This window comes from Hydrogenophaga sp. OTU3427, from assembly GCF_038440225.1.
Classification (GTDB): Bacteria; Pseudomonadota; Gammaproteobacteria; order Burkholderiales; family Burkholderiaceae_C; genus Hydrogenophaga.
This window is the reverse complement of the sequence record NZ_JASATI010000021.1, coordinates 1-24,540: the sequence shown is the minus strand read 5'-3', so window position 1 is coordinate 24,540 and position 24,540 is coordinate 1. Positions and strand designations below refer to the sequence as shown.

At 63.6% G+C, this 24,540-nt stretch carries 18 protein-coding genes; 8 read left to right on the top strand and 10 right to left on the bottom strand.

Translation table 11 applies throughout. The annotated features are described in order from the left end of the window. Positions 1 to 2: 2 nt before the first annotated feature. From AAHB17_RS13495 to rpmH, 10 genes are all read right to left on the bottom strand, one after another. Positions 3 to 1,667 (bottom strand): thiamine pyrophosphate-binding protein, encoded by a 1,665-nt coding sequence (locus tag AAHB17_RS13495; protein WP_342131129.1) that lies wholly within the window; start codon positions 1,665 to 1,667, stop codon positions 3 to 5. After that, positions 1,664 to 2,491, bottom strand: a complete 828-nt coding sequence (locus tag AAHB17_RS13490; RefSeq protein ID WP_342131128.1) for an IclR family transcriptional regulator — start codon at positions 2,489 to 2,491, stop codon at positions 1,664 to 1,666. The genes AAHB17_RS13495 and AAHB17_RS13490 overlap by 4 nt, the downstream gene beginning before the upstream one ends. A 22-nt stretch (positions 2,492 to 2,513) precedes the next feature. Beyond that, positions 2,514 to 3,344, bottom strand: coding sequence for an alpha/beta fold hydrolase (locus tag AAHB17_RS13485; protein ID WP_342131127.1), 831 nt, complete (start codon positions 3,342 to 3,344; stop codon positions 2,514 to 2,516). A 27-nt stretch (positions 3,345 to 3,371) separates the two neighbouring features. Next, the gene (locus AAHB17_RS13480; protein WP_342131197.1) at positions 3,372 to 3,869 is read right to left on the bottom strand and encodes a cupin domain-containing protein; all 498 of its coding nucleotides are present in this window, start codon (positions 3,867 to 3,869) and stop codon (positions 3,372 to 3,374) included. A gap of 229 nt (positions 3,870 to 4,098) precedes the next feature. After that, a complete protein-coding gene (locus AAHB17_RS13475; protein ID WP_342131126.1) occupies positions 4,099 to 4,845 on the bottom strand; it encodes an SDR family oxidoreductase in 747 nt (248 codons plus the stop codon). Between the two features lie 179 nt (positions 4,846 to 5,024). Next, the gene (gene mnmE / locus AAHB17_RS13470; protein ID WP_342131125.1) at positions 5,025 to 6,437 is read right to left on the bottom strand and encodes a tRNA uridine-5-carboxymethylaminomethyl(34) synthesis GTPase MnmE; all 1,413 of its coding nucleotides are present in this window, start codon (positions 6,435 to 6,437) and stop codon (positions 5,025 to 5,027) included. A 102-nt stretch (positions 6,438 to 6,539) separates the two neighbouring features. Beyond that, a complete protein-coding gene (yidC, locus tag AAHB17_RS13465; protein WP_342131124.1) occupies positions 6,540 to 8,243 on the bottom strand; it encodes a membrane protein insertase YidC in 1,704 nt (567 codons plus the stop codon). Beyond that, positions 8,240 to 8,521 carry a membrane protein insertion efficiency factor YidD gene (yidD, locus tag AAHB17_RS13460; protein WP_342131123.1) on the bottom strand — a complete coding sequence of 94 codons (282 nt, stop codon included), beginning with the start codon at positions 8,519 to 8,521 and terminating at the stop codon, positions 8,240 to 8,242. Before yidD ends, yidC begins: the two co-directional genes overlap by 4 nt. Beyond that, the gene (locus tag AAHB17_RS13455; RefSeq protein ID WP_342131122.1) at positions 8,514 to 9,005 is read right to left on the bottom strand and encodes a ribonuclease P protein component; all 492 of its coding nucleotides are present in this window, start codon (positions 9,003 to 9,005) and stop codon (positions 8,514 to 8,516) included. The genes yidD and AAHB17_RS13455 overlap by 8 nt, the downstream gene beginning before the upstream one ends. A gap of 14 nt (positions 9,006 to 9,019) precedes the next feature. After that, positions 9,020 to 9,154 (bottom strand): 50S ribosomal protein L34, encoded by a 135-nt coding sequence (gene rpmH, locus AAHB17_RS13450; protein WP_342131121.1) that lies wholly within the window; start codon positions 9,152 to 9,154, stop codon positions 9,020 to 9,022. Between the two features lie 307 nt (positions 9,155 to 9,461). Here rpmH and dnaA point away from each other — a divergent pair, with 307 nt between their 5' ends. The 8 genes from dnaA (at position 9,462) to AAHB17_RS13410 (ending at position 24,085) form a co-directional block, all read left to right on the top strand. Beyond that, positions 9,462 to 10,856: a chromosomal replication initiator protein DnaA gene (gene dnaA, locus AAHB17_RS13445; protein ID WP_342131120.1), complete on the top strand. Its 1,395-nt coding sequence runs from the start codon at positions 9,462 to 9,464 to the stop codon at positions 10,854 to 10,856. An 83-nt stretch (positions 10,857 to 10,939) separates the two neighbouring features. After that, positions 10,940 to 12,046, top strand: a complete 1,107-nt coding sequence (gene dnaN, locus AAHB17_RS13440; RefSeq protein ID WP_342131119.1) for a DNA polymerase III subunit beta — start codon at positions 10,940 to 10,942, stop codon at positions 12,044 to 12,046. Between the two features lie 81 nt (positions 12,047 to 12,127). Further along, positions 12,128 to 14,743 carry a DNA topoisomerase (ATP-hydrolyzing) subunit B gene (gene gyrB / locus AAHB17_RS13435; protein ID WP_342131118.1) on the top strand — a complete coding sequence of 872 codons (2,616 nt, stop codon included), beginning with the start codon at positions 12,128 to 12,130 and terminating at the stop codon, positions 14,741 to 14,743. Positions 14,744 to 14,963: 220 nt separating this feature from the next. Next, the gene (locus tag AAHB17_RS13430; RefSeq protein ID WP_342131117.1) at positions 14,964 to 16,502 is read left to right on the top strand and encodes a type I restriction-modification system subunit M; all 1,539 of its coding nucleotides are present in this window, start codon (positions 14,964 to 14,966) and stop codon (positions 16,500 to 16,502) included. Beyond that, complete coding sequence (locus AAHB17_RS13425; protein WP_342131196.1) at positions 16,502 to 17,671, top strand: restriction endonuclease subunit S; 1,170 nt, start codon at positions 16,502 to 16,504, stop codon at positions 17,669 to 17,671. The genes AAHB17_RS13430 and AAHB17_RS13425 overlap by 1 nt, the downstream gene beginning before the upstream one ends. Further along, on the top strand, positions 17,672 to 19,423 hold the full coding sequence (locus AAHB17_RS13420; RefSeq protein WP_342131116.1) for a GmrSD restriction endonuclease domain-containing protein: 1,752 nt from the start codon (positions 17,672 to 17,674) through the stop codon (positions 19,421 to 19,423). Next, the gene (locus AAHB17_RS13415; protein ID WP_342131115.1) at positions 19,420 to 22,824 is read left to right on the top strand and encodes a DEAD/DEAH box helicase family protein; all 3,405 of its coding nucleotides are present in this window, start codon (positions 19,420 to 19,422) and stop codon (positions 22,822 to 22,824) included. Before AAHB17_RS13420 ends, AAHB17_RS13415 begins: the two co-directional genes overlap by 4 nt. A gap of 37 nt (positions 22,825 to 22,861) precedes the next feature. After that, positions 22,862 to 24,085 (top strand): hypothetical protein, encoded by a 1,224-nt coding sequence (locus AAHB17_RS13410; RefSeq protein ID WP_342131114.1) that lies wholly within the window; start codon positions 22,862 to 22,864, stop codon positions 24,083 to 24,085. The last annotated feature ends 455 nt before the right edge of the window (positions 24,086 to 24,540 follow it).

Here is a 24,540-nt window from a genome sequence, read left to right as displayed (position 1 = left end):
GTTCAGTCTTTCTTCTTCGGCGGGCCGGCGAATTTCACCGCGAAGGGGCCCCACGCGTCCATGTCGATTTCGAGCACGGCCGGACCCTGGATGGCCAGGGCCTCGCGCAGCGTGTCGGCGGTGCGGGCCGGGTCGCTGACCTTGAAATGCGGCACCTGCAGGCTGGCGCAGAACTGCGCGAAGTTGGGGGTGTGCAGCTCCACATAGCAGTGGCGACTGCCGTAGATGTCGTCCTGGATGTTCTTGATGACGCCGTAGCGGCTGTCGTTCATGACGATGAACAGGACATCGGCCTTTTCCTGCGCGGCGCAGGCGAGTTCGCCGACGTTGAGCATGAAGCCACCGTCGCCACACAGCGACAGGGTCTTGCGGCCCAGGGCGTGTTCGGCGTTGGCCACCGCCACGCCCACACCCATGGCCAGGCCCTGGCCGATGCCGCCGCCCAGGGCGTGCACCCCGGCGCGCGGGTGGTTGAGCACCGGCGCGCGGTTGCCCCACATGCTGTTGGACAGGGTGATGTCGCGCACCCACCAGATGTCCTGGCCGGCGACATCGGTGATGGTGTCCTTGAGCTTGACGTACTGGCCCAGCGTGGCGTCCACCAGGGCGGCGGCGGCACTGCGCGCGGCCTTCACATCGGCGGTGAGCTGGGGGTCGATGGCCATGCGGCCTTCCAGTCGATCGGCCAGCGCGTTCAGCGTCAGCGTGGCGTCGCCATGCACGAACAGTTCGCTCTCGTAGCCCCGGTTGTCGGCCAGGGTGTTGGCGTCGATGCGGAAGCGCCGGGTCGGCAGCTTGAGCTTGTAGTTCAGCGTCTCGTTGCTGCGCAGGCGGGTGCCCACGGCCAGCATGGCGTCCACGGTCTCGTAGAACTGCTCGGCCGGCTTCTGCAGGTTGTAGCTGCCCAGGGTCTGCGGGTGGTCCTCGGCCACGATGCCCCGGCCCTGCACCGAGGTGACAACGGCGAAACCCAGCTTCACGAAACGGGCCACGGCGGCGCTGGCGCCGCGTGCGCCGCCTCCCAGCCACAGCAGCGGGCGCTTGGCTTCGGCCAGGCGTGCGGCCAGGGCGTCGACGGCGTCCAGGTTGGGCTGGACCGGTGCCACGGCGATGGGCGAGAGGTCGGCCGGCAGGTCCATCAGCATCTTCTGCACGTCGATGGGGATCTCGATGCTGACCGGGCCGCAGGGCGGCGTCTGCGCCAGGCGCACGGCTTCGCGCAGCGTGGCCAGGGCGGTCTCGGGGTTGCGGATGCGGAAGGCGTCCTTGCCCACGGCCTTGAGCATGGCCAGCTGGGCCGGGTGCTCGTGGATGTAGCCGAGGTCGCGGTCGAGGTAGGGCGACTCGATCTGGCCGGTCAGGTGCAGCAGCGGCGTGCCGGCGGTGATGGCCTCGACCATGGCGCCCGCCGCGTTGCCGCAGCCGGTGCCGGTGCTGGTGACACACACGCCCAGCGTGCCGCTGACGCGGGCGTAGCTGTCGGCCATGTTGCAGGCGCCGGCCTCGCCGCGCGCGGACACGAAGCGGATCTGCTGGCGCGTGTTGAACGCGTCCAGGATGGGCATGTTGTGGATGGAGATCACGCCGAAGGCGGCGCGCACGCCACACTGTTCGAGGAAGCGGACGGCGAGTTCACCGACGGTGATGCGGGTGGAGGTGGTGCTCATGCGGCTCTTTTTTCGGTGGTTTTGGTCATCCAGCCGCCACGGTTGGGCGTGTGGCTGATGCGTTCGGTGAGTTGGGCGGCGGCGTCGCGCACCTGGTTGATCAGGACGTCCAGCTCGGCCTCCTGCACCCGCTGCGCGGGCACGGTGATGCTGACGGCGGCGACCACCTCGTTGCGGTCGTTGAAGACCGGCGCGGCGATGGTGGAGATGCCGGTCTCGAAGCCGCCCTGGCTGACGGCGAAGCCGCGTGCGCGGTCTTCGTCGATCATGGCCTTGAGCTGCGCCAGGTGGGTCGGCGTGCGGGCGGTGTAGGCGGGCAGCGGCTCCTCGGGGTAGAGGTGGCGCAGTGCGTTGATGTCGAGGTCGGACAGCAGCAGGCGGCCCAGCACGGTGGCGTGGGCGGGCAAGCGCGCGCCGACCTGGATGGAATGGAACATCGCGCTGCGGCCGGCGGCCTTGGCCACGAACACGACCTCGCGGTTGTCGCGCACCACCACGTGGGCCGAGTAGCCACACAGGTCGCGCAGATCCTCGATCACGGGACGACCGTGTTCGGTCAGCTCCATCGAGGCCAGGTACTCGAAGCCCAGGCGCAGCACGGCCAGGCCCAGCTTGTAGCTGGCGCCGTCGCCCACGCGCTCCACGAAGCCGCCCTGTTCCAGGGTTTGCAGCATGCGGAACACGGAGGCCCGCGGCAAGTCCAGCCGGCGCGAGAGTTCGGCGCCGGTGAGCTCGCGCTCGTCGCGGTTGAAGCTCATCAGCAGCTGCAGGCCACGCGCCAGCGCGGGCACGGTGTAGCGGTCTTCGGCTTTGTCGTCGCTCATGCGCTTGTCTCCTCTTGGGGGGTCACAGGTCCAGCAGGGCGTTGACACGCGCCGCCGCTTCCAGGGCGCACACGTGGCCCACCGGACCGAGGTCGGTCCAGGGCAGGTCCTTGCGGTGTGCGACGTCGGCACAGGCGTCCGGCGGCGTGATGGTGTCGGCGCTGCCGCTGGCCACGCTCAGGGGCACAGACACGCGGGCCAGGTCGGCGTCGAGCCGGCCGGTGGACAACATGCGCGATGCCTGGGTGTAGCCGGCGGGGTCGATCTGGGCCATGGTCTCGCGCACCAGGTCCACCATGCCGTCGTCGGCGTCGGGCGACAACATGGCGGCCGCACGGGCGTTGGCCATGCCGGCGGGCCCCAGCTTGTGCAGGGTGGCCAGGCGGGTGGCGAGCTTGGCCTCGCGGTCGGCCTCCGGCGCGTCGCCGTAACCGCGTGCCGGCGACAGCAGCACCAGTCGCGCCACCCGCTCGGGGTGTTGCAGCGTGGCGGCGGCGGCCATCAACGCGCCCAGCGAGTGCCCCACCAGGGTGATGGGCTGGTCCTGTCCCAGCGCGTCCAGCCACAGCCACAGGCGGCGCGCGTAGTCCGCGGCCTGCGGGTGCTGGAGCTCCAGCGGCGCGCTGCGGCCATAACCCGGTGCGTCCCAGGCCAGCACGCGGCGGTCCTGGCGCGGCTCGGCCGCCTGCAGCTGGCGCACCCAGCTGCCCGAACCGGATCCGATGCCGTGCAGCAGCACGTGGGTCACGCGCGCGGCGTGGCCGGCCTGGCGGTACTGCACCTGCACCTCCGGCGCCAAGGCCAGGGCGGTGGGGAAGTGCTGCAGCGCGGCGTGGGGCGATGGCGACGACATGGGCATGGGCTCCGGCGGGCGCGGGTTTCAGCGCTTGATCTTGGACAGCGGCGAGTCGGGCGGGTAGACCGGGGTGATGGGCTTGGGCGAACCCAGCATCACGCACATCAGCGCGTCTTCCTCGCCGGTGTTGTGCTCTTCGCGGTAGACGCCGGGCGGGACCGAGATCAGGTCGCGCTCGTGCAGGGTGGCCTCCCACTTCTGGCCGTCCTTCTCGCAGACGACCTTCATCTGGCCACGCAGCACGAAGAAGATTTCCTCCACGTCGTGGTGGATGTGCGAGGGGCCGATGTTGCCGGCCGGGATGACCATGGTGGAGAAGGTGAAGTGGCCGGCCGGCACGGTGTTGACGTCGCTGTTGACGCCGGTGCCGCCGGTGCCCACGTAGCGCATCTGGGCGCGGCGGTAGGTCGGGTCGTAGTCGGCCTGGAACTTCAGCGCGTCCCAGTCGTAGCGGCGGCTGGCGCGGCGGGCCACGCGGCTTTCCATCCACTGCTCGAAGGTCTGGCCCGGCTTGGCCAGCATGCCGGCCTGGATCTCGGCCTCGGGCGGGATGTTGGCGTCCAGCAGGCCGCGTTCGTTGAACTGGGGCGCGTTGGCCGCCAGGGTGCTGGTGTTGATCGGTGCGTTCATACAAGTCCTTTCGTTCAAAGAAGTGCCTCAAGCCGGGGATGCCGTCGATCCGGCTCTGCCGGTCGACTGGCACCGCCCCCTTGAGGGGGTGACGCGCCCCTGGGCGCGGCGCAGGGGTGGGTCAATTCATGATGAAGCCACCGTTGACGGGCAGCAGCTGGCCGGTGATGTAGCCCGCACCGCGCGAGAGCAGGAACAGCGCGGTGGCGTTGAGGTCCTCGGGCACCTGTGCGCGGCTGATCGCACGGCCCTGGGCGTAGTACTCGTGGCGTGCCTGCGGCACGTATTCGGTGGCCTCGACCAGCGTGAGGCCGGGCGCGATGGCGTTGACGGTGATGCCCTCGGCGCCCATTTCGCGCGCCAGCGAGCGCGTCATCGAGACCACGGCGCCCTTGCTCGCCACATAGGCCAGCAGGCGCGGCGCGCCCCACAGGGCGGTGTCCGAGGCCAGGTTGACCACGCGGCCGCTGCCGCTGGCGGCCAGGAAGGGGCGGGCCGCGGCGGTCACCAGCCAGGTGCCGCGCACGTTGACGTCCATCACGCGGTCCCAGGTGTCCACGCCGATGTCGTTCATGTCCTTGCCGCCCGAATTGGTGATGGCGGCGTTGTTGATGAGCCCGTCCAGGCCGCCCAGGGCGGCGGCGGCGGCGGCCACCCCGACTGTGATGGCCTGCGGGTCCAGCAGGTCCATGGGCACGTAGGGCATGGCGAGTTCGGCGGCCAGCGCCTGGCCACGTTCGTGCAGCACATCGCTGATCGCCACCCGAGCACCTGCCGCGACCAGCGCCCGTGCAAAACTCTCGCCCAGGCCACGGGCCGAGCCGGTGACCAGCACGCGGCGGCCTTCAAGTCGAATTTCTGGGTTCATGGCGTCTGCGAGGTTGGGCCTTGGGGTGGCTTGTTGTTTCAAATAAGAAACGATGATTCATTACGGAATCAATGGTACGCCCAACTGGCCAGCTTGGCGCAATCCCGAGCGTTATTGAGGGGTATTCCGTGCGGCCCCGTGGGGCTCGAGGGCGGGCGGACGCGGGCGACCGCGCCGGCTCACTTGCCGATGCAGAACGACGAGAAGATGACGCCCAGCAGGTCGTCGGCGCCGAATTCACCGGTGATGGTGTTGAGCGCGTTCTGCGCCAGGCGCAGTTCCTCGGCCAGCAGGTCGAGCGCGGGCACGCGGGCGTCAAGCTGGCTGCTCGCCAGACCGAGGTGTTCGTCGACCTCGCGCAGCGCGCGCAGGTGGCGCTCGCGGGCGATGAACACGCCTTCGGGCGCCGATTGCCAGCCGGCGATGCGCAGCAGCTCGGCGCGCAGCGCCTGCAGGCCGGTGCCGGCCTTGGCCGAGATGGCCAGGCCTTCGGCCGGTGCCGCCAGGGTGGCGGTGTCGGCCTTGTTCCACAGGTGCAGCACCGGCGTGTGGCCGGGCAGGCGTTGCGCGAGCGACGCCTGCAGTTCCCTGTCGGCCACAGCGTACGCGGTGTCCGTGTGGCGGGTCAGGTCGTGCAGGAACAGCACGGCGTCGGCCGCCTCGATCTGGCCCCAGGCACGCTCGATGCCGATCTTCTCGACCACGTCGACCTCGGGCAGGGCGGTGTCGCGCAGGCCGGCGGTGTCCACCACGTGCAGCGGCACGCCGTCGATCTGTATGGTCTGGCTCACCACGTCGCGGGTGGTGCCGGCGATGGGCGTGACGATGGCCAGCTCGGCCCCCGCCAGTGCGTTGAGCAGCGAGCTCTTGCCGGCGTTGGGCTGGCCAGCGATCACCACCTTGATGCCTTCGCGCAGCAGCGCGCCCTGGTGGGCACGGGCCATCACGGCGGCCAGTTGCGCCTGCAGCCGGCCGAGCTGGCCCCGGGCGTCGGCCTGCTGCAGGAAGTCGATGTCTTCCTCGGGGAAGTCCAGCGTGGCCTCCACCAGCATGCGCAGGTGGATGAGGGCATCGCGCAGGGTGTGGATCTCGCGCGAGAAGGCGCCCGAGAGCGAACGCCCGGCGCTGCGGGCGGCCGCCTCGGTGCTGGCGTCGATCAGGTCGGCGATGGCCTCGGCCTGGGCGAGGTCGATCTTGTGGTTGAGGAAGGCGCGCTGCGTGAACTCGCCCGGCTCGGCCAGGCGCAGGTGGGGCAGCCGGGCCTGGCCGGCATCGGTTTCGGCGGCCGCCTGCAGGCAGCGCGCCAGCAGCAGTTGCAGCACCACCGGTCCGCCATGGGCCTGCAGCTCCAGCACGTCCTCGCCGGTGTAGGAGTGAGGCGCCGGAAAAAACAGCGCCAGGCCCTGGTCGATGGCCTCGCCGGCCGCATCGCGAAACGGCAGGTAGCTCGCCTCCCGGGTCTTCAGCAGGCGCCCGCAGATGGCCTCAACCAGTGGCGCCAGTCCCTTGCCCGACACCCGCACGATGCCCACCGCGCCCCGCCCGGGGGCGGTGGCAATCGCGGCAATGGGGTCGTCCTGTCTGGAGAACATAGGTGGGCCGAAGTGTATCGGCCGGGGACACCGCCGGGCCGGCTTTGCCGGACGGCTGGTGTCGCCCCCTGGGGGAAGGCGCCGCAGGCGCTTCGGGGGGGGTTACTTGAACTTCGGCAGATTGAACTGCGGCGGCACGCCCATGCGGGTGTTGATGACCCACTGCTGCGCGATGGACAACACGTTGTTGGTGATCCAGTACATCACCAGGCCGGCCGGGAAGAAGAAGAACATGACCGAGAAGATCAGCGGCATGAACCACATCATCTTGGCCTGCATCGGGTCCGGCGGCGTTGGGTTCAGGGCGGTCTGCAGCAGGGTGGTCAGGGTCATGACCGCGGGCAGGATGTAGAAGCGGTCGGGCGTGGACAGGTCGGTGATCCAGCCCAGCCAGGGCGCGTTGCGCATCTCCACGCTGGACAGCAGCACCCAGTACAGGGCGATGAAGACGGGGATCTGGATCATGATGGGCACGCAGCCGCCCAGCGGGTTGACCTTTTCCTCGCGGTAGATCTTCATCATCTCCTGCTGCATCTGCTGCGGGTTGTCCTTGAGGCGCGCGCGCATTTCCATGATGCGCGGGTTGATCGCCTTCATCTTGGCCATGCTGCGGTAGGCGGTGGCGTTGAGCCAGTAGAAGGCGGCCTTGATCAGCACCACCAGCAGGACGATGGACCAGCCCCAGTTGCTCACGAAGCCATGGATCTTTTCCAGCAGCCAGTACAGCGGCTTGGCCAGGATGGTGAGCCAGCCGTAGTCCTTGACCAGCTCCAGGCCGGGCGCCAGGCGCTCCAGCAGCTTTTCGTCCTGCGGACCCAGGAACAGGCGGGCTTCCACGGCCTGCGACTGGCCAGGTGCCACGTCGGCCAGGCCGGTGATGGTGCCGGCGCGGTAGCGGGCGGCCTGGTTCACGGTCACGCGGTCGACGTAGTTGTCGCGCTTGACGCCATCGGGCAGCAGCCAGGCGCTGGCGAAGTAGTGCTGCACCATGGCCACGTAGCCGTCGGTGGCTTCCTTGTCGAAGGTCGCCTTGTTCTTGTCGATATCGGTGAACTCGACCTTCTGGTACTTGGACAGGCTGCTGTAGACCGCCGGGCCGGTGAAGGTGGAATAGAAAGGCGTGGCGCTGCCGGCGGTGCTGTTGTCGCGCACCAGCTGCAGGTAGAGCTGGGGCTTGATGGCCGCCGTGCCCTGGTTGATCACCTCGTGGCGCACCCCGATGTCGTAGGCACCGCGCTTGAGGGTGTACGTCTTGACCAGCTTGACGCCGTCCAACACGGGCGATTCGAAGCGCAGTTCCAGCGTGTCCTGGCCATCGGCCAGCGTGGTGGCCGGGCTGGTCAGCGTCATCGGCGTGGTGTGGTTGGGCAGGGTGTTGCCCACCAGGCCGGATTGCGCGGCGTAGCTCTTGTCGGCTTCCAGCAGAACCAGGGGGTCGGCGGGTTGGTCCTTGGCCGGGGGCGTCTTGGCGTCGTGCTTGATCAGCTCGGCGCGCACGATGGCCGCGCCCTGGCTGTCGATGGTCAGCTTGAACACGTCGGTGCTCACCTGGTGCTGGGTGCGGGGCGCGGCAGGGGCCGCGTCGGGCACGGCGCTGGCGCCCGCGGCGGGTGCGCCGGTCGCGGTGGCGGAGGGCACCGTGGCATCGCCCGGCTTGGCATCGGGCTTGGCCGCCGGCACGCTGGCCGGGGCGGGCGACGGGAAGAAGGTCGCCTTGTGGCCGTTGTACACCTGCCACTGGTCCCAGAGCAGCACCATGGAAAAACCAAACACCACCCACAGGATGGATCGACGGATGTCATTCATGACGAGTGTTTCTCGGAAGGTTGGCCCAGCAGCCGCGACAAGAGCGCGGGCGGGTGCTCGGGAACGGGGTCGTGCCCACCCTCGCACCAGGGTTGGCAGCGCGCCAGCCGGTGCAGGGTGAGGTAGCTGCCGGCGGCGGCGCCGTGGCGCTCCAGCGCCTGCAGGGCATAGACGGAACAGGTGGGCTCGAAACGGCAGGACGAACCCAGCCAGGGGCTCAGCAGCAGGCGGTAGCCGCGCACCAGCGCCATCAGGCCACGGCGGGGCCAGTCAAGCATGGCGGCGCTCCAGCAGGCGGCTGAACAGCTGTTGCAGTTCGGCGCGCACGGTGGCCTTCAGGGCGTCGGAGGTGGCGCTGATGAAACGGCTGCGGTCGAACCCGCTGCGCAGGCGCACCACCACCGCCGCCTCGGGCAAGGCCGCCACCCGTTCCTGGGCCAGGGCGTAGATCTGCCGCCGCACCATGTTGCGGGTGACGGCGCGTTTGGCCCAGCGTTTGGGAATGACCACACCCACCCAGGCCGCCGGGACGGCAAACAGCGGACGCGGCGAAGCACCTGCCGGGGCGGCATCGCCCGCAGGTGCATCCAGCGCGGCCAGGTGCAGCGCAAAGTGAACGGTTTTGACCACGGGCGGACCCGCCATCACCCACTGGAACTGGGCGCGGTGCTGGATGTGCCTCAGACGCCGGCCGCTGCCTGAGGCATCGGTCGGGGTGGCCTGCGGGGCACGGGGCAACGAACCCGCCGCGGGATCGGCCAAGCCGGACGCCTGAATTACAGGCCCAGGCGCTTGCGGCCCTTGGCGCGGCGCGCGGCGATCACGGCACGGCCGCCACGGGTCTTCATGCGGACCAGGAAGCCGTGGGTACGGGCGCGGCGGATTTTGGAAGGCTGGTAGGTGCGTTTCATAGTGGTTCTCCTGGCCTCTCCGGGCCGGTCAACGGCAGGATGGTTTGGCCATGGCTTGGCAATTCACGCAGCAGGCTGCGCGGGGCTCCCCGGCGACATCCAAACCATGGCACGCCGCTGCGAAAGCAGCCGCGACACAGGCTCGTGCATCGGGGAAACCCGGCATTATCGCAAATTCTGGTGCACGGGGCAAGCCAGTGCCAAAAAGCACAGCACAACGGGGTGTGGATAACTCGCCGCTGGCACTACAATCGCCGTCCGGTTGCTGCCGGACTGTCCACAACAAGAAACACCCCCAAGCCAGCCCATGATCGAGGGAAACACCCCTGCCGCCCACGCCGACCTGTGGGACGTTTGCGTCGAACGCCTGGCGCAGGAGATGCCCGAGCAGCAGTTCAACACCTGGATCCGGCCGTTGGCCGCGCGGGTCAGTGACGGCGGCGAACGGGTGCAGGTGGCGGTGGCCAACCGCTTCAAGATGGACTGGATACGGGCCCAATACGCGGGCCGTCTGACCAGCCTGCTGGAGCAGATCGCCGGTCATCCGGTCGTGCTGGAGTTGGCGCTCGCTCCGCGTGAAGCCCCCGCCAGGCAAGCTTCCACGCCCCGCAGCCTGCAAGACCAGGTGCTGGCCGAGCTGCCGGAGGTGGCCACGCCGGCCGAGCCCGCGCAGGACGGGCAGAAGCACCGGCTGAACACCGCGCTGACCTTTGCCACCCTGGTGGAGGGCAGTGCCAACCGCATGGCGCGCGCCGCCGCCATGCACGTGGCCGGCAGCCTGGGCCAGCTCTACAACCCCTTGTTCATCTACGGCGGCGTCGGCCTGGGCAAGACGCACCTGGTGCACGCCATCGGCAACCAGCTGCTGGCCGACAAGCCGCAGGCCAAGGTTTTGTACATCCACGCCGAACAGTTTGTGTCGGATGTGGTCAAGTCCTACCAGCGCAAGACCTTCGACGAGTTCAAGGCACGCTACCACTCGCTCGATCTGCTGCTGATCGACGACGTGCAGTTCTTCGCCAACAAGGAACGCACGCAGGAGGAATTCTTCAACGCCTTCGAGGCCCTGCTGGCCAAGAAGAGCCACATCGTGATGACCAGCGACACCTACCCGAAGGGGCTGGTGGACATCCACGAGCGCCTGGTGTCGCGCTTCGATTCCGGCCTGACGGTGGCCATCGAGCCGCCTGAGCTGGAAATGCGGGTGGCCATCCTGATCAACAAGGCCGAGGTGGAGCACACCACCATGCCCGAGGAAGTCGCCTTCTTCGTCGCCAAGAACGTGCGCTCCAACGTCCGCGAGCTCGAAGGCGCGCTGCGCAAGATCCTGGCCTATTCGCGCTTCAACCAGAAGGAAATCTCCATCCAGCTGGCGCGCGAGGCGCTGCGCGACCTGCTGTCCATCCAGAATCGGCAGATTTCGGTGGAAAACATCCAGAAGACGGTGGCCGACTACTACAAGATCAAGGTCGCCGACATGTACAGCAAGAAGCGCCCGGCCAGCATCGCCCGGCCGCGCCAGATCGCGATGTTCCTGGCCAAGGAGCTGACCCAGAAGAGCCTGCCCGAGATCGGCGAGCTGTTTGGCGGGCGCGACCACACCACGGTGCTGCACGCGGTGCGCAAGATCGCCGCCGAACGCGCCCAGCTGACCGAGCTGAACCAGCAGCTGCACGTCCTCGAACAAACCCTCAAAGGCTGAAAACGGTCTGGTAAAACCGCGACAATAGGCAGTTGGAACCGCCCAAAGCCACAAAAACCCCCCAAGAGACGGAAGCCCACAACATGATCGTTTTCAAGTCGACCCAGGACAAGGTATTGGCCGCGCTGCAATCGGTCGCGGGCATCGTCGAGCGGCGCCACACCCTGCCCATCCTGGCCAATGTGCTGGTGCGCAAGACCGGGGGCCAGGTGCAGCTGACCACCAGCGATCTGGAAATCCAGATCCGCACCACGGTCGAACTGGGCGGCGACGAAGGCAATTTCGCCACCACGGTGGGCGCGCGCAAGCTGATCGACATCCTGCGCACCATGCCGGCCGACCAGTCGGTGAGCCTGGAGTCGTCGGCGGCCAAGCTGATCCTCAAGGGGGGCAAGAGCAAGTTCACCATGCAGAGCCTGCCGGCCGAGGACTTCCCGCTGGTGCAGGAGTCGGCCAACTTCGGCCCGGTGTTCAGCGTGCCGCAAAAGACGCTCAAGAGCCTGCTGGCCCAGGTGTCGTTTGCCATGGCGGTCCACGACATCCGCTACTACCTCAACGGCATCCTGTTCGTGGCCGAAGGCAACAAGCTCAGCCTGGTGGCCACCGACGGCCACCGCCTGGCCTTTGCCAGCGCCACGCTGGATGTGGAAGTGCCCAAGCAGGAAGTGATCCTGCCGCGCAAGACCGTGCTGGAGCTGCAGCGCCTGCTGTCCGACAAGGACGGCGCCATCGAGATGCAGTTCGCCGGCAACCAGGCGCGCTTCCGCTTCGAGGGCATGGAATTCGTCACCAAGCTGGTCGAGGGCAAGTTCCCCGACTACAACCGCGTGATCCCGCGCAACCACCACAACATCATCGTGCTGGGCCGCGCCCCGCTGCTGGCCAGCCTGCAGCGCACCGCCATCATGACCAGCGAGAAGTTCAAGGGCGTGCGCCTGAATGTCGAGCCCGGCATGCTGCGCGTGGCCTCCAACAACGCCGAGCAGGAAGAGGCGGTCGACGAACTCGACATCGACTACGGCGGCGACGCCATCGAGATCGGCTTCAACGTCACCTACCTGATCGATGCGCTGCAGAACATGTCGCAGGACATGGTTCGCATCGAACTCAGCGACGGCAACAGCTCGGCGCTGCTGACCATCCCCGACAACGAACACTTCAAGTACGTGGTGATGCCGATGCGGATCTGATCCGCCCACCAAAACAACGAAGCCCGACCAAACCCGCTGTGAGCGGGTTTGGTGCTTGTAAGAGAACCCGAAAGCGCGCGCATGAGCATCGAAAACACCCCCACGCCCGAAGAGCATTCCTCCGCTCAGCCCATCATCGACGCCCACCAGGCGGGGGCCAGCGAGGGGTATGGCGAAGGCGCGATCCAGATCCTGGAAGGCCTGGAGGCGGTGCGCAAGCGCCCCGGCATGTACATCGGCGACACCTCCGACGGTACCGGCCTGCACCACCTGGTGTTCGAGGTGGTCGACAACTCCATCGACGAGGCCCTGGCCGGCCACTGCGACGACATCGTCGTCACCATCCACACCGACAACTCGATTTCCGTCACCGACAACGGCCGCGGCATCCCCACCGGCGTGAAGATGGACGACAAGCACGAGCCCAAGCGCAGTGCGTCCGAGATCGCGCTGACCGAGCTGCACGCCGGCGGCAAGTTCAACCAGAACAGCTACAAGGTCTCGGGCGGCCTGCACGGCGTGGGCGTGAGCTGCGTCAACGCGCTCAGCAAGTGGCTGCGCCTGACGGTGCGCCGCGAAGGCAAGGTGCACAGCCTCGAATTCGCGCGCGGCTTCGTGCAGAACCGCCAGCTGGAGCTGGTGGACGGCGTCGAGGTCTCGCCCATGAAGGTGACCGGCGCCACCGAGAAGCGTGGCACCGAGGTGCACTTCCTGCCCGACACCGACATCTTCAAAGAGAACCACGACTTCCACTACGAGATCCTGAGCAAGCGCCTGCGCGAACTCAGCTTCCTCAACAACGGCGTGCGCATCCGCCTGAAGGACGAACGCAGCGGCAAGGAAGACGACTTCTCGGGCGCCGGCGGCGTCAAGGGTTTTGTCGAATTCATCAACCAGGGCAAGAAGGTGCTGCACCCCACCACCTTCCACGCCACCGGCACCCGCCCGGCCGACAGCTACGGCGGCATCCCCGGCACCGAAATCGGTGTGGAAGTGGCCATGCAGTGGAACGAGAGCTACAACGAAAACGTGCTCTGCTTCACCAACAACATCCCGCAGCGCGACGGCGGCACCCACCTCACCGGCCTGCGCGCCGCCATGACGCGGGTGATCGGCAAGTACATCGAGCAGAACGAACTCGCCAAGAAGGCCAAGGTCGAGGTCAGCGGCGACGACATGCGCGAAGGCCTGTGCTGCGTGCTCTCCGTCAAGGTGCCCGAGCCCAAGTTCAGCAGCCAGACCAAGGACAAGCTGGTCAGCTCGGAAGTGCGCGCCCCGGTGGAAGACATCGTGGCCAAGACCCTGACCGAGTTCCTGGAAGAGCGCCCCATCGACGCCAAGATCCTGTGCGGCAAGATCGTCGAGGCCGCGCGTGCCCGCGAAGCCGCCCGCAAGGCGCGCGAGATGACGCGCCGCAAGGGCGTGCTCGACGGCATGGGCCTGCCCGGCAAGCTGGCCGACTGCCAGGAAAAAGACCCTGCGCTGTGCGAGATCTACATCGTCGAGGGCGACTCCGCCGGTGGCTCCGCCAAGCAGGGCCGCGACCGGAAATTCCAGGCCATCCTGCCGCTGCGCGGCAAGATCCTGAACGTGGAAAAAGCCCGCTATGAGAAGCTGCTGACCAGCAACGAAATCCTCACGCTGATCACGGCGCTGGGCACCGGCATCGGCAAGGCCAGCGCCGACGACTACAGCGGAAAGGCCAAGAGCGGCGCCGACGACTTCAACATCGACAAGCTGCGCTACCACCGCATCATCATCATGACCGACGCCGACGTCGACGGCGCCCACATCCGCACCCTGCTGCTGACCTTCTTCTACCGCCAGATGCCCGAGCTGGTCGAACGCGGCCACATCTACATCGCCCAGCCGCCGCTCTACAAGGTCAAGGCCGGCAAGGAAGAGCTCTACCTCAAGGACGCGTCCGCCCTCGATGGCTTCCTGCTGCGCATCGCACTCAAGGACGCCAAGGTCGTCACCGGCGGCGACGCCAGCACCACCCTCGAAGGTGACACCCTGGGCGAACTGGCGCGCAAGCACCAGGTGGCCGAGGCCGTGATCGCCCGCCTGGGCGCCTTCATGGACGCCGAGGCCCTGCGCGCCGTGGCCGACGGCGTGGCGCTGCAGCTCGACGACATGGAAGGCGCGGCGGCCAGCGCCGCCGCCTTGCAGGTGGCCCTGCGCGAACTCAACACCACCGGCGTGCCCGCCGACGTGGCGGCCGAGTTCGACGTGCGCACCGACAAGCCCATCCTGCGCATCAGCCGCCGCCACCACGGCAACGTCAAGAGCAGCGTCATCACCCAGGACTTCGTGCACGGCGCCGACTACGCGGCCCTGGCCGAAGCCGCCAACACCTTCCGCGGCCTGCTCGGCGAAGGCGCCAAGGTCATGCGCGGCGAAGGCGACAAGCAGAAGGAAGAACGCGTGAGCGACTTCCGCCTGGCCATGAAGTGGCTCATCAGCGAAGCCGAACGCACCACCGCCCGCCAGCGCTACAAAGGCCTGGGCGAGATGAACCCCGAGCAGCTGTGGGAAACCACCATGGACCCCAACGTGCGCCGCCTGCTGCGCGTGCAGATCGAAGACGCCATCGAGGCCGACAAGGTCTTCACCATGCTGATGGGCGACGAGGTCGAGCCACGCCGCTTCTTCATCGAGAACAACGCGCTGCGGGCGGGGAATATCGACGTGTGATCGATGGTGTAGGTAGACGCATAAGCTGAGAAAAAAGACCCATAAGTTGAGAAACTTATGGGTCTTTTGTATTGAGTTGTCAAAAGCTATCGACCGTCAAAACCCCCATACTCGGGTGACGGTTACCCTGTCGCCGCCCTGAAAACGGGCGGCTATCATTGTTCGCAGTTGTCGGTGTAGCGTTGCTGCGCTTGGCTCAATCTTTCACAAAACACCCTAAATGCTCACCAGCGACATCCGCAGCCAAATCGACGCCATCTGGAACGCCTTTTGGTCGGGCGGCATCTCCAACCCCATGGAGGTGCTGGAGCAAATCACCTACCTGTTGTTCATCCGTCGCTTGGATGACGCGCACACTCTGGAAGAAAGCAAGGCCCTGCTGCTGAAGCAGCCCATGGCCAAGCGCATCTTCCCTGAGGGCAAAGATGCGGTGGGCCGCAGCTACGACGACCTGCGCTGGTCCCGCTTCAAGAACTTCGCCCCGGCGGAAATGTTCACGGTGGTGGGCGAGCGAGTGTTCCCCTTCCTGCGCAACATGGGCGGTGACGGCTCGACCTACAGCCAGCACATGAAAGACGCTCGGTTCACTATTCCCACACCTGGCCTGCTGGCCAAGGTGGTGGATATGCTGGACCACGTGCCCATGGAAGACCGTGACACCAAGGGCGACCTGTACGAGTACATGCTGGGCAAGATTGCCGCAGCTGGCCAGAACGGCCAGTTCCGCACGCCGCGGCACATCATCAAGCTGATGGTGGCCATGACGGCTCCCACCCCCAAGGACGTGATTTGCGACCCGGCCAGCGGTACCTGTGGCTTTCTGGTGGCGGCCGGTGAATACCTGCGCGACAAACACCCCACACTGTTCAACGACACCTCGGCCCGGGCGCACTTTCACCATGGCATGTTCCATGGCTACGACTTCGACAACACCATGCTGCGCATTGGCAGCATGAACATGGCTCTGCACGGGGTGGACAACCCCGACATCCGCTACAAGGATTCACTGGCCCAGGACCATGCAGCCGACGAAGAGAAGTACAGCCTCATCCTGGCCAACCCGCCCTTTGCCGGCAGCCTGGACTACGAGAACACCGCCAAAGACCTGCTGAGCATCGTCAAGACCAAGAAGACCGAGCTGCTGTTCATGGCCCTGTTCCTGCGGCTGCTCAAGCCCGGTGGGCGGGCGGCCGTGGTGGTGCCCGATGGCGTGCTGTTCGGTTCCAGCAAGGCGCACAAGGAGCTGCGCCGCATGCTGGTGGAAGACCAGAAGCTGGACGGCGTGGTTTCATTGCCCGCCGGTACCTTCAAGCCGTATGCGGGGGTGTCCACGGCCATCCTGTTCTTTACCAAAACCAACTCGGGCGGCACCGACCAGGTGTGGTTTTACGACATGCAGGCCGACGGCTGGAGCCTGGATGACAAGCGCCAACCGTTGCTGGATGAGAACAAGCTGGGGCCGTACCCCGAACAGCCACTGACCGAAGCCGAACACGCCAAGAACAACCTGCCCGATGCGCTGACCCGTTGGGCGCAGCGCGACACCACCGAGCGCGAGCGACCACGCACGGCGCAGAGCTTCTGCGTGCCCAAGGCCGACGTTGCAGCGCAGGGCTATGACCTGTCCATCAACCGCTACAAGGAAGTGGTGCACGAGTCGGTGGCGCTCGAACACCCACTGGAGATTCTGGCCAAGCTCAGGCAGTTGGAGGATGAGATTCAGGCGGGGATGGCGGAGCTTGAGGGGATGCTGAAGTGATGGAGGCACTTGGCAACCTCTGTCAGTTCTTGAACGGCGGTACCCCTGCTAAGTCTGAGGCTCACTTTTTCGAGGGAGAGATACCCTGGATTACAAGTGCCGACATTACGGGGCCGGTCGCCATGAATGCCAGGAGTTTCATTACCGAACAGGCCATAGCGGCTTCAGCGACCAACAAGGTACCCGCTGGCTCAGTCCTGCTTGTAACCAGAACTGGCGTAGGTAAAGTGGCCATCGCTGGGGTGGACTTGTGTTTCAGCCAAGACATTACAGCACTTATTCCTGACCATGCTCGTGTTGATACCGCCTACTTGGTTCACTTTCTTAGAACAAAGCAAGACTACTTCTTGAGCATGGCTCGAGGAGCGACCATCAAGGGTATCACTCGTGACGTGGTTTCAAAACTTGAGTTGCCACTCCCATCACTGGCGGAACAACGCCGCATCGCCGCCATCCTCGACAAAGCCGACGCTCTGCGCGCCAAGCGCCGTGAAGCCTTGGCCCAGCTCGACCGCCTCGTGCAGTCAATTTTTGTGGAAATGTTTGGGGACCCAGCTGGGGCGAGCCCATCCTTTAGGAGCGTGCCACTTCTAGAGCTGGCCCAGGATGGCTTCCAGAATGGTGCCTACTTCCCCAAGGGGGCGTACTCGGAAAGCGGCATCGAGATGGTGCACATGAGCGATGCGTTCGGCGGTGTCGTAAGGCGGGGTCAACTGCGTCGGGTTGAATGTGACGGGGACGACGTAGCTAAATACTCACTTGAGAAGTCAGACGTGCTAATTGCGCGTCGTTCTTTGACTTACGAAGGCGCAGCGAAACCCTGCCGTGTGCCGGATAGCAGTGAACCCCTGCTGTTCGAGTCATCATTCATTCGCATTCGTCCAGACTTGTCAAAGGTGTCGCCCCTGTTTCTTTTTCACTACCTTAACAACGAGCGGATTCGCGAAAAGTTCGTTCGCCCCTTTGTCACTCAGTCAACCATTTCCGGAATAAATCAGTCCAATTTGGCCAAAGTACCTGTGCTTCTCCCTCCCAGGGAACTGCAGAGAAAGTTTGAGCTCGCCATGGCGTCACTCGAAGGACTTTCACGAGAGCATCATCGTTCGGCAGCTGAGCTGGACCGTTTCTTTGTATGTACACAGGCCCGCGCCTTTCAAGGGGAGCTCTGAATGCAGCAACAAAACATCCCCATCGGCACCCTCGTCGACATGTACAAGCGCGGCGAGTTGCGCCTGCCGGAAATCCAGCGCCACTACGTTTGGCGCGCCACCCGGGTCCGTGACCTGCTGGACTCGCTCTACCGGGGCTACCCCAGCGGCTCCATCCTGATGTGGGAAACCGACGAGCCGGTACCCACTCGCGACTTCGCCATCGCCCAAGAGACCACTGCCTTCGCCGGCCGCAAGCTGCTGCTGGATGGCCAGCAGCGCCTGACGTCGTTGACGGCGGTGCTGGGTGGCGAGCTGGTTCAGGTGCGTGGCCGCAAGCGGCCCATCGACATCCTCTTCAACTTGGACCACCCAGATGGCCCACCCACTGACGAGACCGAAGTCACCAGCGACGAAGACTCGCCCGTGGTGGCTGACGACGAGCAAGGGGAAGATGGCGACAACGGTGAGGAAGCCGATGAGTCCGACCTGGGTTTGCAGGAAAAGCTGAAACGACGCACCTTCGTGGTCGCCGCCAAAAACCTCGCTGCCTTGCCCAACTGGGTATCAGTCACCGAGGTGTTCAAAACAGGCAGTGATGTACAGATTCTGCAAAAGGCCGGCGCACTCAGCGATATGCAGTCACCTGAAGGCATCGAGCGCTTCGAAAGGTATTCCAACCGACTGAAGAGGTTGCGCGCCATCAAGGACTACACCTATGTGGTCCATGTGCTGGAACGCAGCATGAGCTACGAAGAGGTGACCGAAATCTTCGTGAGGGTGAACTCCCTGGGGGCCAAACTCAAGTCTTCCGACCTGGCGCTGGCCCAAATGACGTCGCGCTGGCCCAACCTGCTCAAAGAGCTGGAGGCCTTCCAGGAGGAATGCGAGAAGAGCTACTTCACCATCGACCTGGGTCACCTGGTCCGTTCCATTGTGGTGTTCGCCACCCAGCAGTGCCTGTTCCGCAGCGTGGCCAGCACCCACATCGACAAGCTCAAGGCAGGATGGGCTGAGGCGCAGGAGGGCTTACGGTACGCCATCAACTTCCTGCGCAGCAATGCTGGCATTGAGGACGAGTCGCTGCTGTCTTCGCCCATGTTCCTGCACGTAATTGCTGCTTTGAGCAGAAAGAAAGACAACAAGCTGTCTGCTGAAGAACAGCGCCAGCTGCTGCACTGGCTGTTGGTTGCTAACGCTCGCGGCCGCTATTCCCGTGGGTCCACCGAGACTCTGTTGAATGAGGACTTGGCCATCGTGTTCCGCTCAGGCGATGTGGCGGCGTTGATGGACCCAGTCAAGCGCCAGTTTGGCCGCCTGCATGTGGAGCCGGGCGACCTCGCCGGTCGAGGCGTTGGCAGCCCGCTCTTCTCGCTGGCCTACCTAGCTCTCAAGGCGTCTGGCGCGAAGGACTGGTACAGCGGGCTGGGTTTGTCCCTGACGCATCAAGGCAAGCTGCACTTCATCCAGTGGCATCACATCATCCCGAAGTCCCTGCTGAAGGACAAGGGCTACGAGACGGGCGAAATCAACGAAATCGCCAACATGGCTTTCATCACCGGCCAGACCAACCGACGCATCAGCAACAAGGAAGCCTCCCAGTACCTGGAAGATGTGATTGCCAAACAGGGCAAAGAGGCCCTAGAAAGCCAATGTGTGCCCACAGACCCAGCGCTTTGGAGCACAGCTTCGTACAAAGATTTCTTGAAATTCCGCCGTGAAGCTTTGGCGCAGAGAATGAACGTCTTCATCAAGGGAAAAGCAGGCATATGAGCAACTTCGCCTTCCTCCAGCCCGAATGGCCTCTGTTCTTTGAGGCTGCCACCAAGGCTGAAGGCTTGGCGAACACCGACGCCCGTGCATCCTGTTTCTATGCTCGCCGCACCCTGGAACTGGCCGTGGCGTGGATGTACGCCCACGACCACAGTCTGCGCAGGCCCTACCAGGACAACCTGAGCGCCTTCATCCACGAGCCCAGTTTCAAGTCCACGGTGGGCGAGGCGCTGTTCACCAAGGCGCGCCTCATCAAAGACCTGGGCAACTTGGCCGTTCACAGCGCCCGCAAGGTCAACGACACCGATGCTGTCAACGCCCTGCGCGAGCTATTCCACTTTTGTTACTGGCTCGCCCGCACATATGGGCGCAAAGCCCGCCCATCTCCGGGTCTGACTTTCTCTGCGACCTTGCTGCCATCAGCCGTTGGCACTGCCCCTCAGTCGGCTGAGCAACTGCAAAAGCTCGAAGCCAGCCTGAAGGAGCGCGATGACAAGCTGGCCGCTGCTCTCAAAGAGCAAGCTGCCCTGTCTGACGAGCTCAAGATGCTGCAAGCGGAAGTGGCCGCTGCGAAGAAGGCTAACGCTGCTGAGCCTGACACCCACGACTACTCCGAAGCCGAAACCCGCAAGGCCTTCATCGATGTGCTCCTCAAAGAAGCAGGCTGGAGCTTGAACCCGGTGGTGAACTTCGAGGTGGAAGTCACCGGGATGCCCAACAGCGAGGGCAAGGGCTTTGTGGATTACGTGCTGTGGGGCGACGATGGCAAACCCCTGGCTCTGATTGAAGCCAAGCGCACCACCAAAAGCGCCAGCGTGGGACAGCAGCAAGCCAAGCTGTATGCCGACTGCCTGGAGCAGATGTACGGCCAGCGCCCCGTCATCTTCTATTCCAATGGCTACGAGCATTGGCTGTGGGATGACACAGCCTACCCGCCGAGGCCGATGCAGGGTTTCTACAAGAAAGACGAGCTGGAACTGGCCATCCAACGCCGCAGCAGCCGCAAGAGCCCAGCCGAAGTGGTGATTGATGCCTCCATCGTGGAGCGCTACTACCAGACACGAGCCGTGCGCAAGGTAGGCCACCACTTCGAGGTGGACCGCCAGCGCCGGGCCCTGCTGGTGATGGCCACGGGCTCCGGCAAGACCCGCACGGTGATTGCACTTGTCAAGGTGCTGATGGAGAGCAACTGGGCCAAGCGCGTGCTGTTCCTGGCCGACCGGGTGGCCCTGGTCAACCAGGCGGTCAACGCCTTCAAGAAACACCTGCCCGACGCCGCCCCGGTGAACCTGGTCACCGAGAAACACACCGATGACCGGGTCTTCGTCTCTACCTACCCCACCATGATGGGCCTGATTGACGACGTGGCCAGCGGCCAGCGCCGCTTCGGGGTGGGGCACTTCGACCTCATCGTCATCGACGAAGCGCACCGCTCGGTCTACCAGAAGTACGGCGCCATCTTCAACTACTTTGATTCGTTGCTGGTGGGCTTGACCGCCACGCCCAAGGACGAAATCGACCACAACACCTACGGCCTGTTCGGGCTGGAAAACGGCGTGCCCACCGATGCCTATGGCCTGGACGAAGCCGTGGCCGATGCCCACTTGGTGCCACCCGTGGCCATCTCGGTGCCCCTCAAATTCCAACGCGAAGGCATCCGCTACGCCGACCTGTCCGACGAAGAGAAGGCCCAGTGGGACGAGCTGGAGTGGGACGACGAAGGCAACGTGCCGGACGAGGTGAACGCCGAGGCCCTGAACAAGTGGCTGTTCAACGAGGACACGGTGGACAAGGTGCTGGCTACGCTGATGCTCAACGGCCAGAAGGTCGCTGGCGGCGACCGGCTCGGCAAAACCATCATTTTCGCCAAGAACAACGACCACGCCGACTACATTGCCCAGCGCTTCGACGCCAACTACCCGCACTACAAAGGCGCATTTGCTCGGGTGGTGACCTACAAGACCGAATACGCCCAGAGCCTGATTGACGACTTCTCCAAGCCAGAGAAGGCGCCACACATCGCCATCTCGGTGGACATGCTGGACACCGGTATCGACGTGCCGGAGGTGGTCAACCTCGTGTTCTTCAAGGTCGTGCGCAGCAAGACCAAGTTCTGGCAGATGGTGGGACGCGGCACGCGATTGAGGCCAGACCTGTTCGGACCTGGTGAGGACAAGAAGAACTTCTACATCTTCGACTACTGCCAAAACCTCGAATTTTTCAGCCAGAACACTGACTTCAAAGAAGGTGGTGCATCAGAACCACTGAGCACCCGCCTGTTCAAGGCTCGGTTGGAGATGTTGGCAGAACTGGATGCCCGCAACCCCGCAGGCATGACGGTTGAGGATGTTCCGGCCAAGCCATGGGGCACCAGCCTGACCATGAAGGAAGTCCGTAAAGACACAGCGGGTCTGTTGCATCAGCAAGTGGCCGCCATGAATGTGGACAACTTCGTGGTGCGTCCCAAGCGGCAGTTTGTCGAGCGCTATGCCCAGCCGGCGGCCTGGAACAAGTTGTCATCAGAAGCCAGGTATGAGCTGGAAACCGAGGTGGCCGGATTACCCACGTCACTGGTCGACGAGGATGAAGAAGCCAAGCGGTTTGACATGCTGATGCTGCGAACCCAGTTGTCGGTGCTTCAGGCGGGGAAGAGCTTCCCGGACCTCAAAGACAAGATTCAGAAGATTGCTAGCGCCCTTGAAGAGCAGACGGCTATCCCCGCCATCAAGGCCGAGATGGTGCTGATTCAAGCCGTGGTCAGCGAGGAATGGTGGGAAGACGTCACCGTGCCCATGCTGGAGACGGTGCGCAGGCGCTTACGTGCGTTGGTCAAGCTGATTCCCAAGGGGCAGAAGAAGGTGGTCTACACCGACTTTGAAGATGCCATCGGCGAACTCACCAACATCGAACTGCCCCAGGTAACTGCAGGCCTGAACATGGCGAAGTTCAAGGAAAAGGCGCGCGTGTTCCTAAGGGAGCACGAGTCCCACCTCGCCTTGCAGCGACTTCGCCGCAACCAAGCATTGACGCCAACTGACCTCGATGAGCTGGAAAAGATACTGACTGCCGCCGGTGGTACTCCGGAGCTCATCAGTGAGGCCAAAGCCAAGAGCAACGGGCTGGGCTTGTTCATCCGCTCCTTGGTCGGGCTGGACCGCGAAGCGGCCATGCAGGCCTTCAGTGAGTTTTTACAGGGTAGCACGGCTTCGGCTGACCAAATTGAGTTCATCAACCTAATAGTGTTAGAGCTGACGCAAAACGGCGTGATGGCTACGGAGCGACTGTTCCAGTCACCGTTTACTGACGTTAATGCGCAAGGGCCGTTGGGTGTATTTCCTCCAGCAAAGGCTTCAAAAATTGTCGAAGTGCTTGAGGAAATCAGAGTTAGGGCGATTGCTTAATTGAAAACTTTTTGAATCGAAAGCCGAGGAGTCAGCTGTGAGTATGCATCCAAACGCAAAAGATGCGATACGGCGGCACGCGGTCGGATTTTTAAAAAATGTGACCGTATTAGGTCGTAGTGTTGGCAATGAGAATTTTGCTATGCACTTCGCAAGTGTTGCAAAGGAGATACTGAAGCACAAGCACGACTGGGTCACTACTCAGGATATTTATTCAATATTTTTCAATTGCATTGCAAATGCCATTGCAGCCATGCCACATGATGGGGTCGGAGAAGTGCGGCAGCTTTCGGCAGTTATCGGGGATGATGGTCTAGCCAAACTTGCTGATGAGCTAGTGGCATTTATTGATTCGTTTCCAAGAACATATACGGCCAAAATTCCAATTCCCGAGTTGCCGGATTTGGGTGACAGTATTTATATTTCTGAAGCGATTGCCATATCCAGATATCAAAGTGATGTCGCACTCAGAGGTGGTGGATTGCTTGCTTTGGTGCCAGAGAACCATGGCGCTTCTAATTACGCTCTGGAGCTTAAGGTTCGGGGGTTTGCTGGGTACGGTGGTCAATCCTCTGCTGCAAGGCAAGCGCTCTCCGGATACAAGCTCATTCTTCAGCAAGCACTGGCTTGCGGTTTAGTTGCTCCGAAAATGGGCATCATTACACTGGCAATGATGCTTCGAACATCTAGGGTATCGCATCCAAAACCTTCAATTGAATTTATTGAGGATACGTCCGGACCTATTGCGCCGTTTTCGGTGGAGTTGTCCCCCGAGCTGTCGAGTCTCCTTTCATCTTATTCATTTCGTTTCAAATCTGCGGAGGTCGCTGGAAAGGTGTCTGAAATTCGTGCTGCTCTTCGTGATGCGGCCTGGTTGTATGCCGCGGAGGATGATGGGGTCGGTCGATTACGCACAGCATGCGAGTGGCATCTTGACGGGTTGACATCACTCAGTCCAACCATGGCACTGGTTCAGACTAGTATCGGCTTTGAGGCTTTATTTGGAGAGGATGATGAAAATTCGAGTCTGACTCGCATGTTGGCTGACCGATGCGCCTATCTCGTTGCAACAAATCTAAAGGCGCGGAAGCAAATACGTGACACCTTTGTTCGGTTCTATCAAGCTAGGTCAAAAATTGTGCATGGAAATACAATTTTTTTATCGGAGGCTGATGACGAACTCCTATTTTGGGGGAGGCGTATGCTTCAGCTTGCAATAAGCAAAGAGATGACACACGTTAAGCCATCTAACGTTGAATAGTACAGATTCCAGGCTGATGAATTTTTTGTGGCACTTTTCAAGTGCCGCGTATTCTTTGCTATACAGACGGCAGTCTGCTGATTCGCGGGCTGCCAGCCCTGCTGGTCGGTTTAAAAACGGCAGCAGCAGGGGGAAAGCCTTGGACTGCGGGATAGTCTTGAGAACCAAGGCAGGGCGGCGAAGCCAGCACCCCGAGGACGACGCGAAGGCTGGCGGGCGATGCCGGCTCCGACGTGCCGATGGGCGTGACGGGGATGGGTCGGAAGGCGTCTTGTGGCTTGCGTCGCAGGATGGCTGGGCTCAGCCGCGATGCAATCATGGCGGCAGCAGACGCCTAGGTTCGGGATACGGTCACGTCAGGTGCTCTGACATCGACGGCGACTTCGCCGTACTCTGTTTTCGCGACTAGCTTGAGCATCAGGGGGGTTCGAATTGTTGATTGCCGGAGTTCAATC

Bases quoted from the DNA above. Each gene is read 5' to 3' on its own strand.
- AAHB17_RS13495 (WP_342131129.1), bottom strand. From the start codon at position 1,667: ATGAGCACCACCTCCACCCGCATCACCGTCGGTGAACTCGCCGTCCGC.
- AAHB17_RS13490 (WP_342131128.1), bottom strand. From the start codon at position 2,491: ATGAGCGACGACAAAGCCGAAGACCGCTACACCGTGCCCGCGCTGGCG.
- AAHB17_RS13485 (WP_342131127.1), bottom strand. From the start codon at position 3,344: ATGTCGTCGCCATCGCCCCACGCCGCGCTGCAGCACTTCCCCACCGCC.
- AAHB17_RS13480 (WP_342131197.1), bottom strand. From the start codon at position 3,869: ATGCTGGCCAAGCCGGGCCAGACCTTCGAGCAGTGGATGGAAAGCCGC.
- AAHB17_RS13475 (WP_342131126.1), bottom strand. From the start codon at position 4,845: ATGAACCCAGAAATTCGACTTGAAGGCCGCCGCGTGCTGGTCACCGGC.
- mnmE (WP_342131125.1), bottom strand. From the start codon at position 6,437: ATGTTCTCCAGACAGGACGACCCCATTGCCGCGATTGCCACCGCCCCC.
- yidC (WP_342131124.1), bottom strand. From the start codon at position 8,243: ATGAATGACATCCGTCGATCCATCCTGTGGGTGGTGTTTGGTTTTTCC.
- yidD (WP_342131123.1), bottom strand. From the start codon at position 8,521: ATGCTTGACTGGCCCCGCCGTGGCCTGATGGCGCTGGTGCGCGGCTAC.
- rpmH (WP_342131121.1), bottom strand. From the start codon at position 9,154: ATGAAACGCACCTACCAGCCTTCCAAAATCCGCCGCGCCCGTACCCAC.
- dnaA (WP_342131120.1), top strand. From the start codon at position 9,462: ATGATCGAGGGAAACACCCCTGCCGCCCACGCCGACCTGTGGGACGTT.
- dnaN (WP_342131119.1), top strand. From the start codon at position 10,940: ATGATCGTTTTCAAGTCGACCCAGGACAAGGTATTGGCCGCGCTGCAA.
- gyrB (WP_342131118.1), top strand. From the start codon at position 12,128: ATGAGCATCGAAAACACCCCCACGCCCGAAGAGCATTCCTCCGCTCAG.
- AAHB17_RS13430 (WP_342131117.1), top strand. From the start codon at position 14,964: ATGCTCACCAGCGACATCCGCAGCCAAATCGACGCCATCTGGAACGCC.
- AAHB17_RS13425 (WP_342131196.1), top strand. From the start codon at position 16,502: ATGGAGGCACTTGGCAACCTCTGTCAGTTCTTGAACGGCGGTACCCCT.
- AAHB17_RS13420 (WP_342131116.1), top strand. From the start codon at position 17,672: ATGCAGCAACAAAACATCCCCATCGGCACCCTCGTCGACATGTACAAG.
- AAHB17_RS13415 (WP_342131115.1), top strand. From the start codon at position 19,420: ATGAGCAACTTCGCCTTCCTCCAGCCCGAATGGCCTCTGTTCTTTGAG.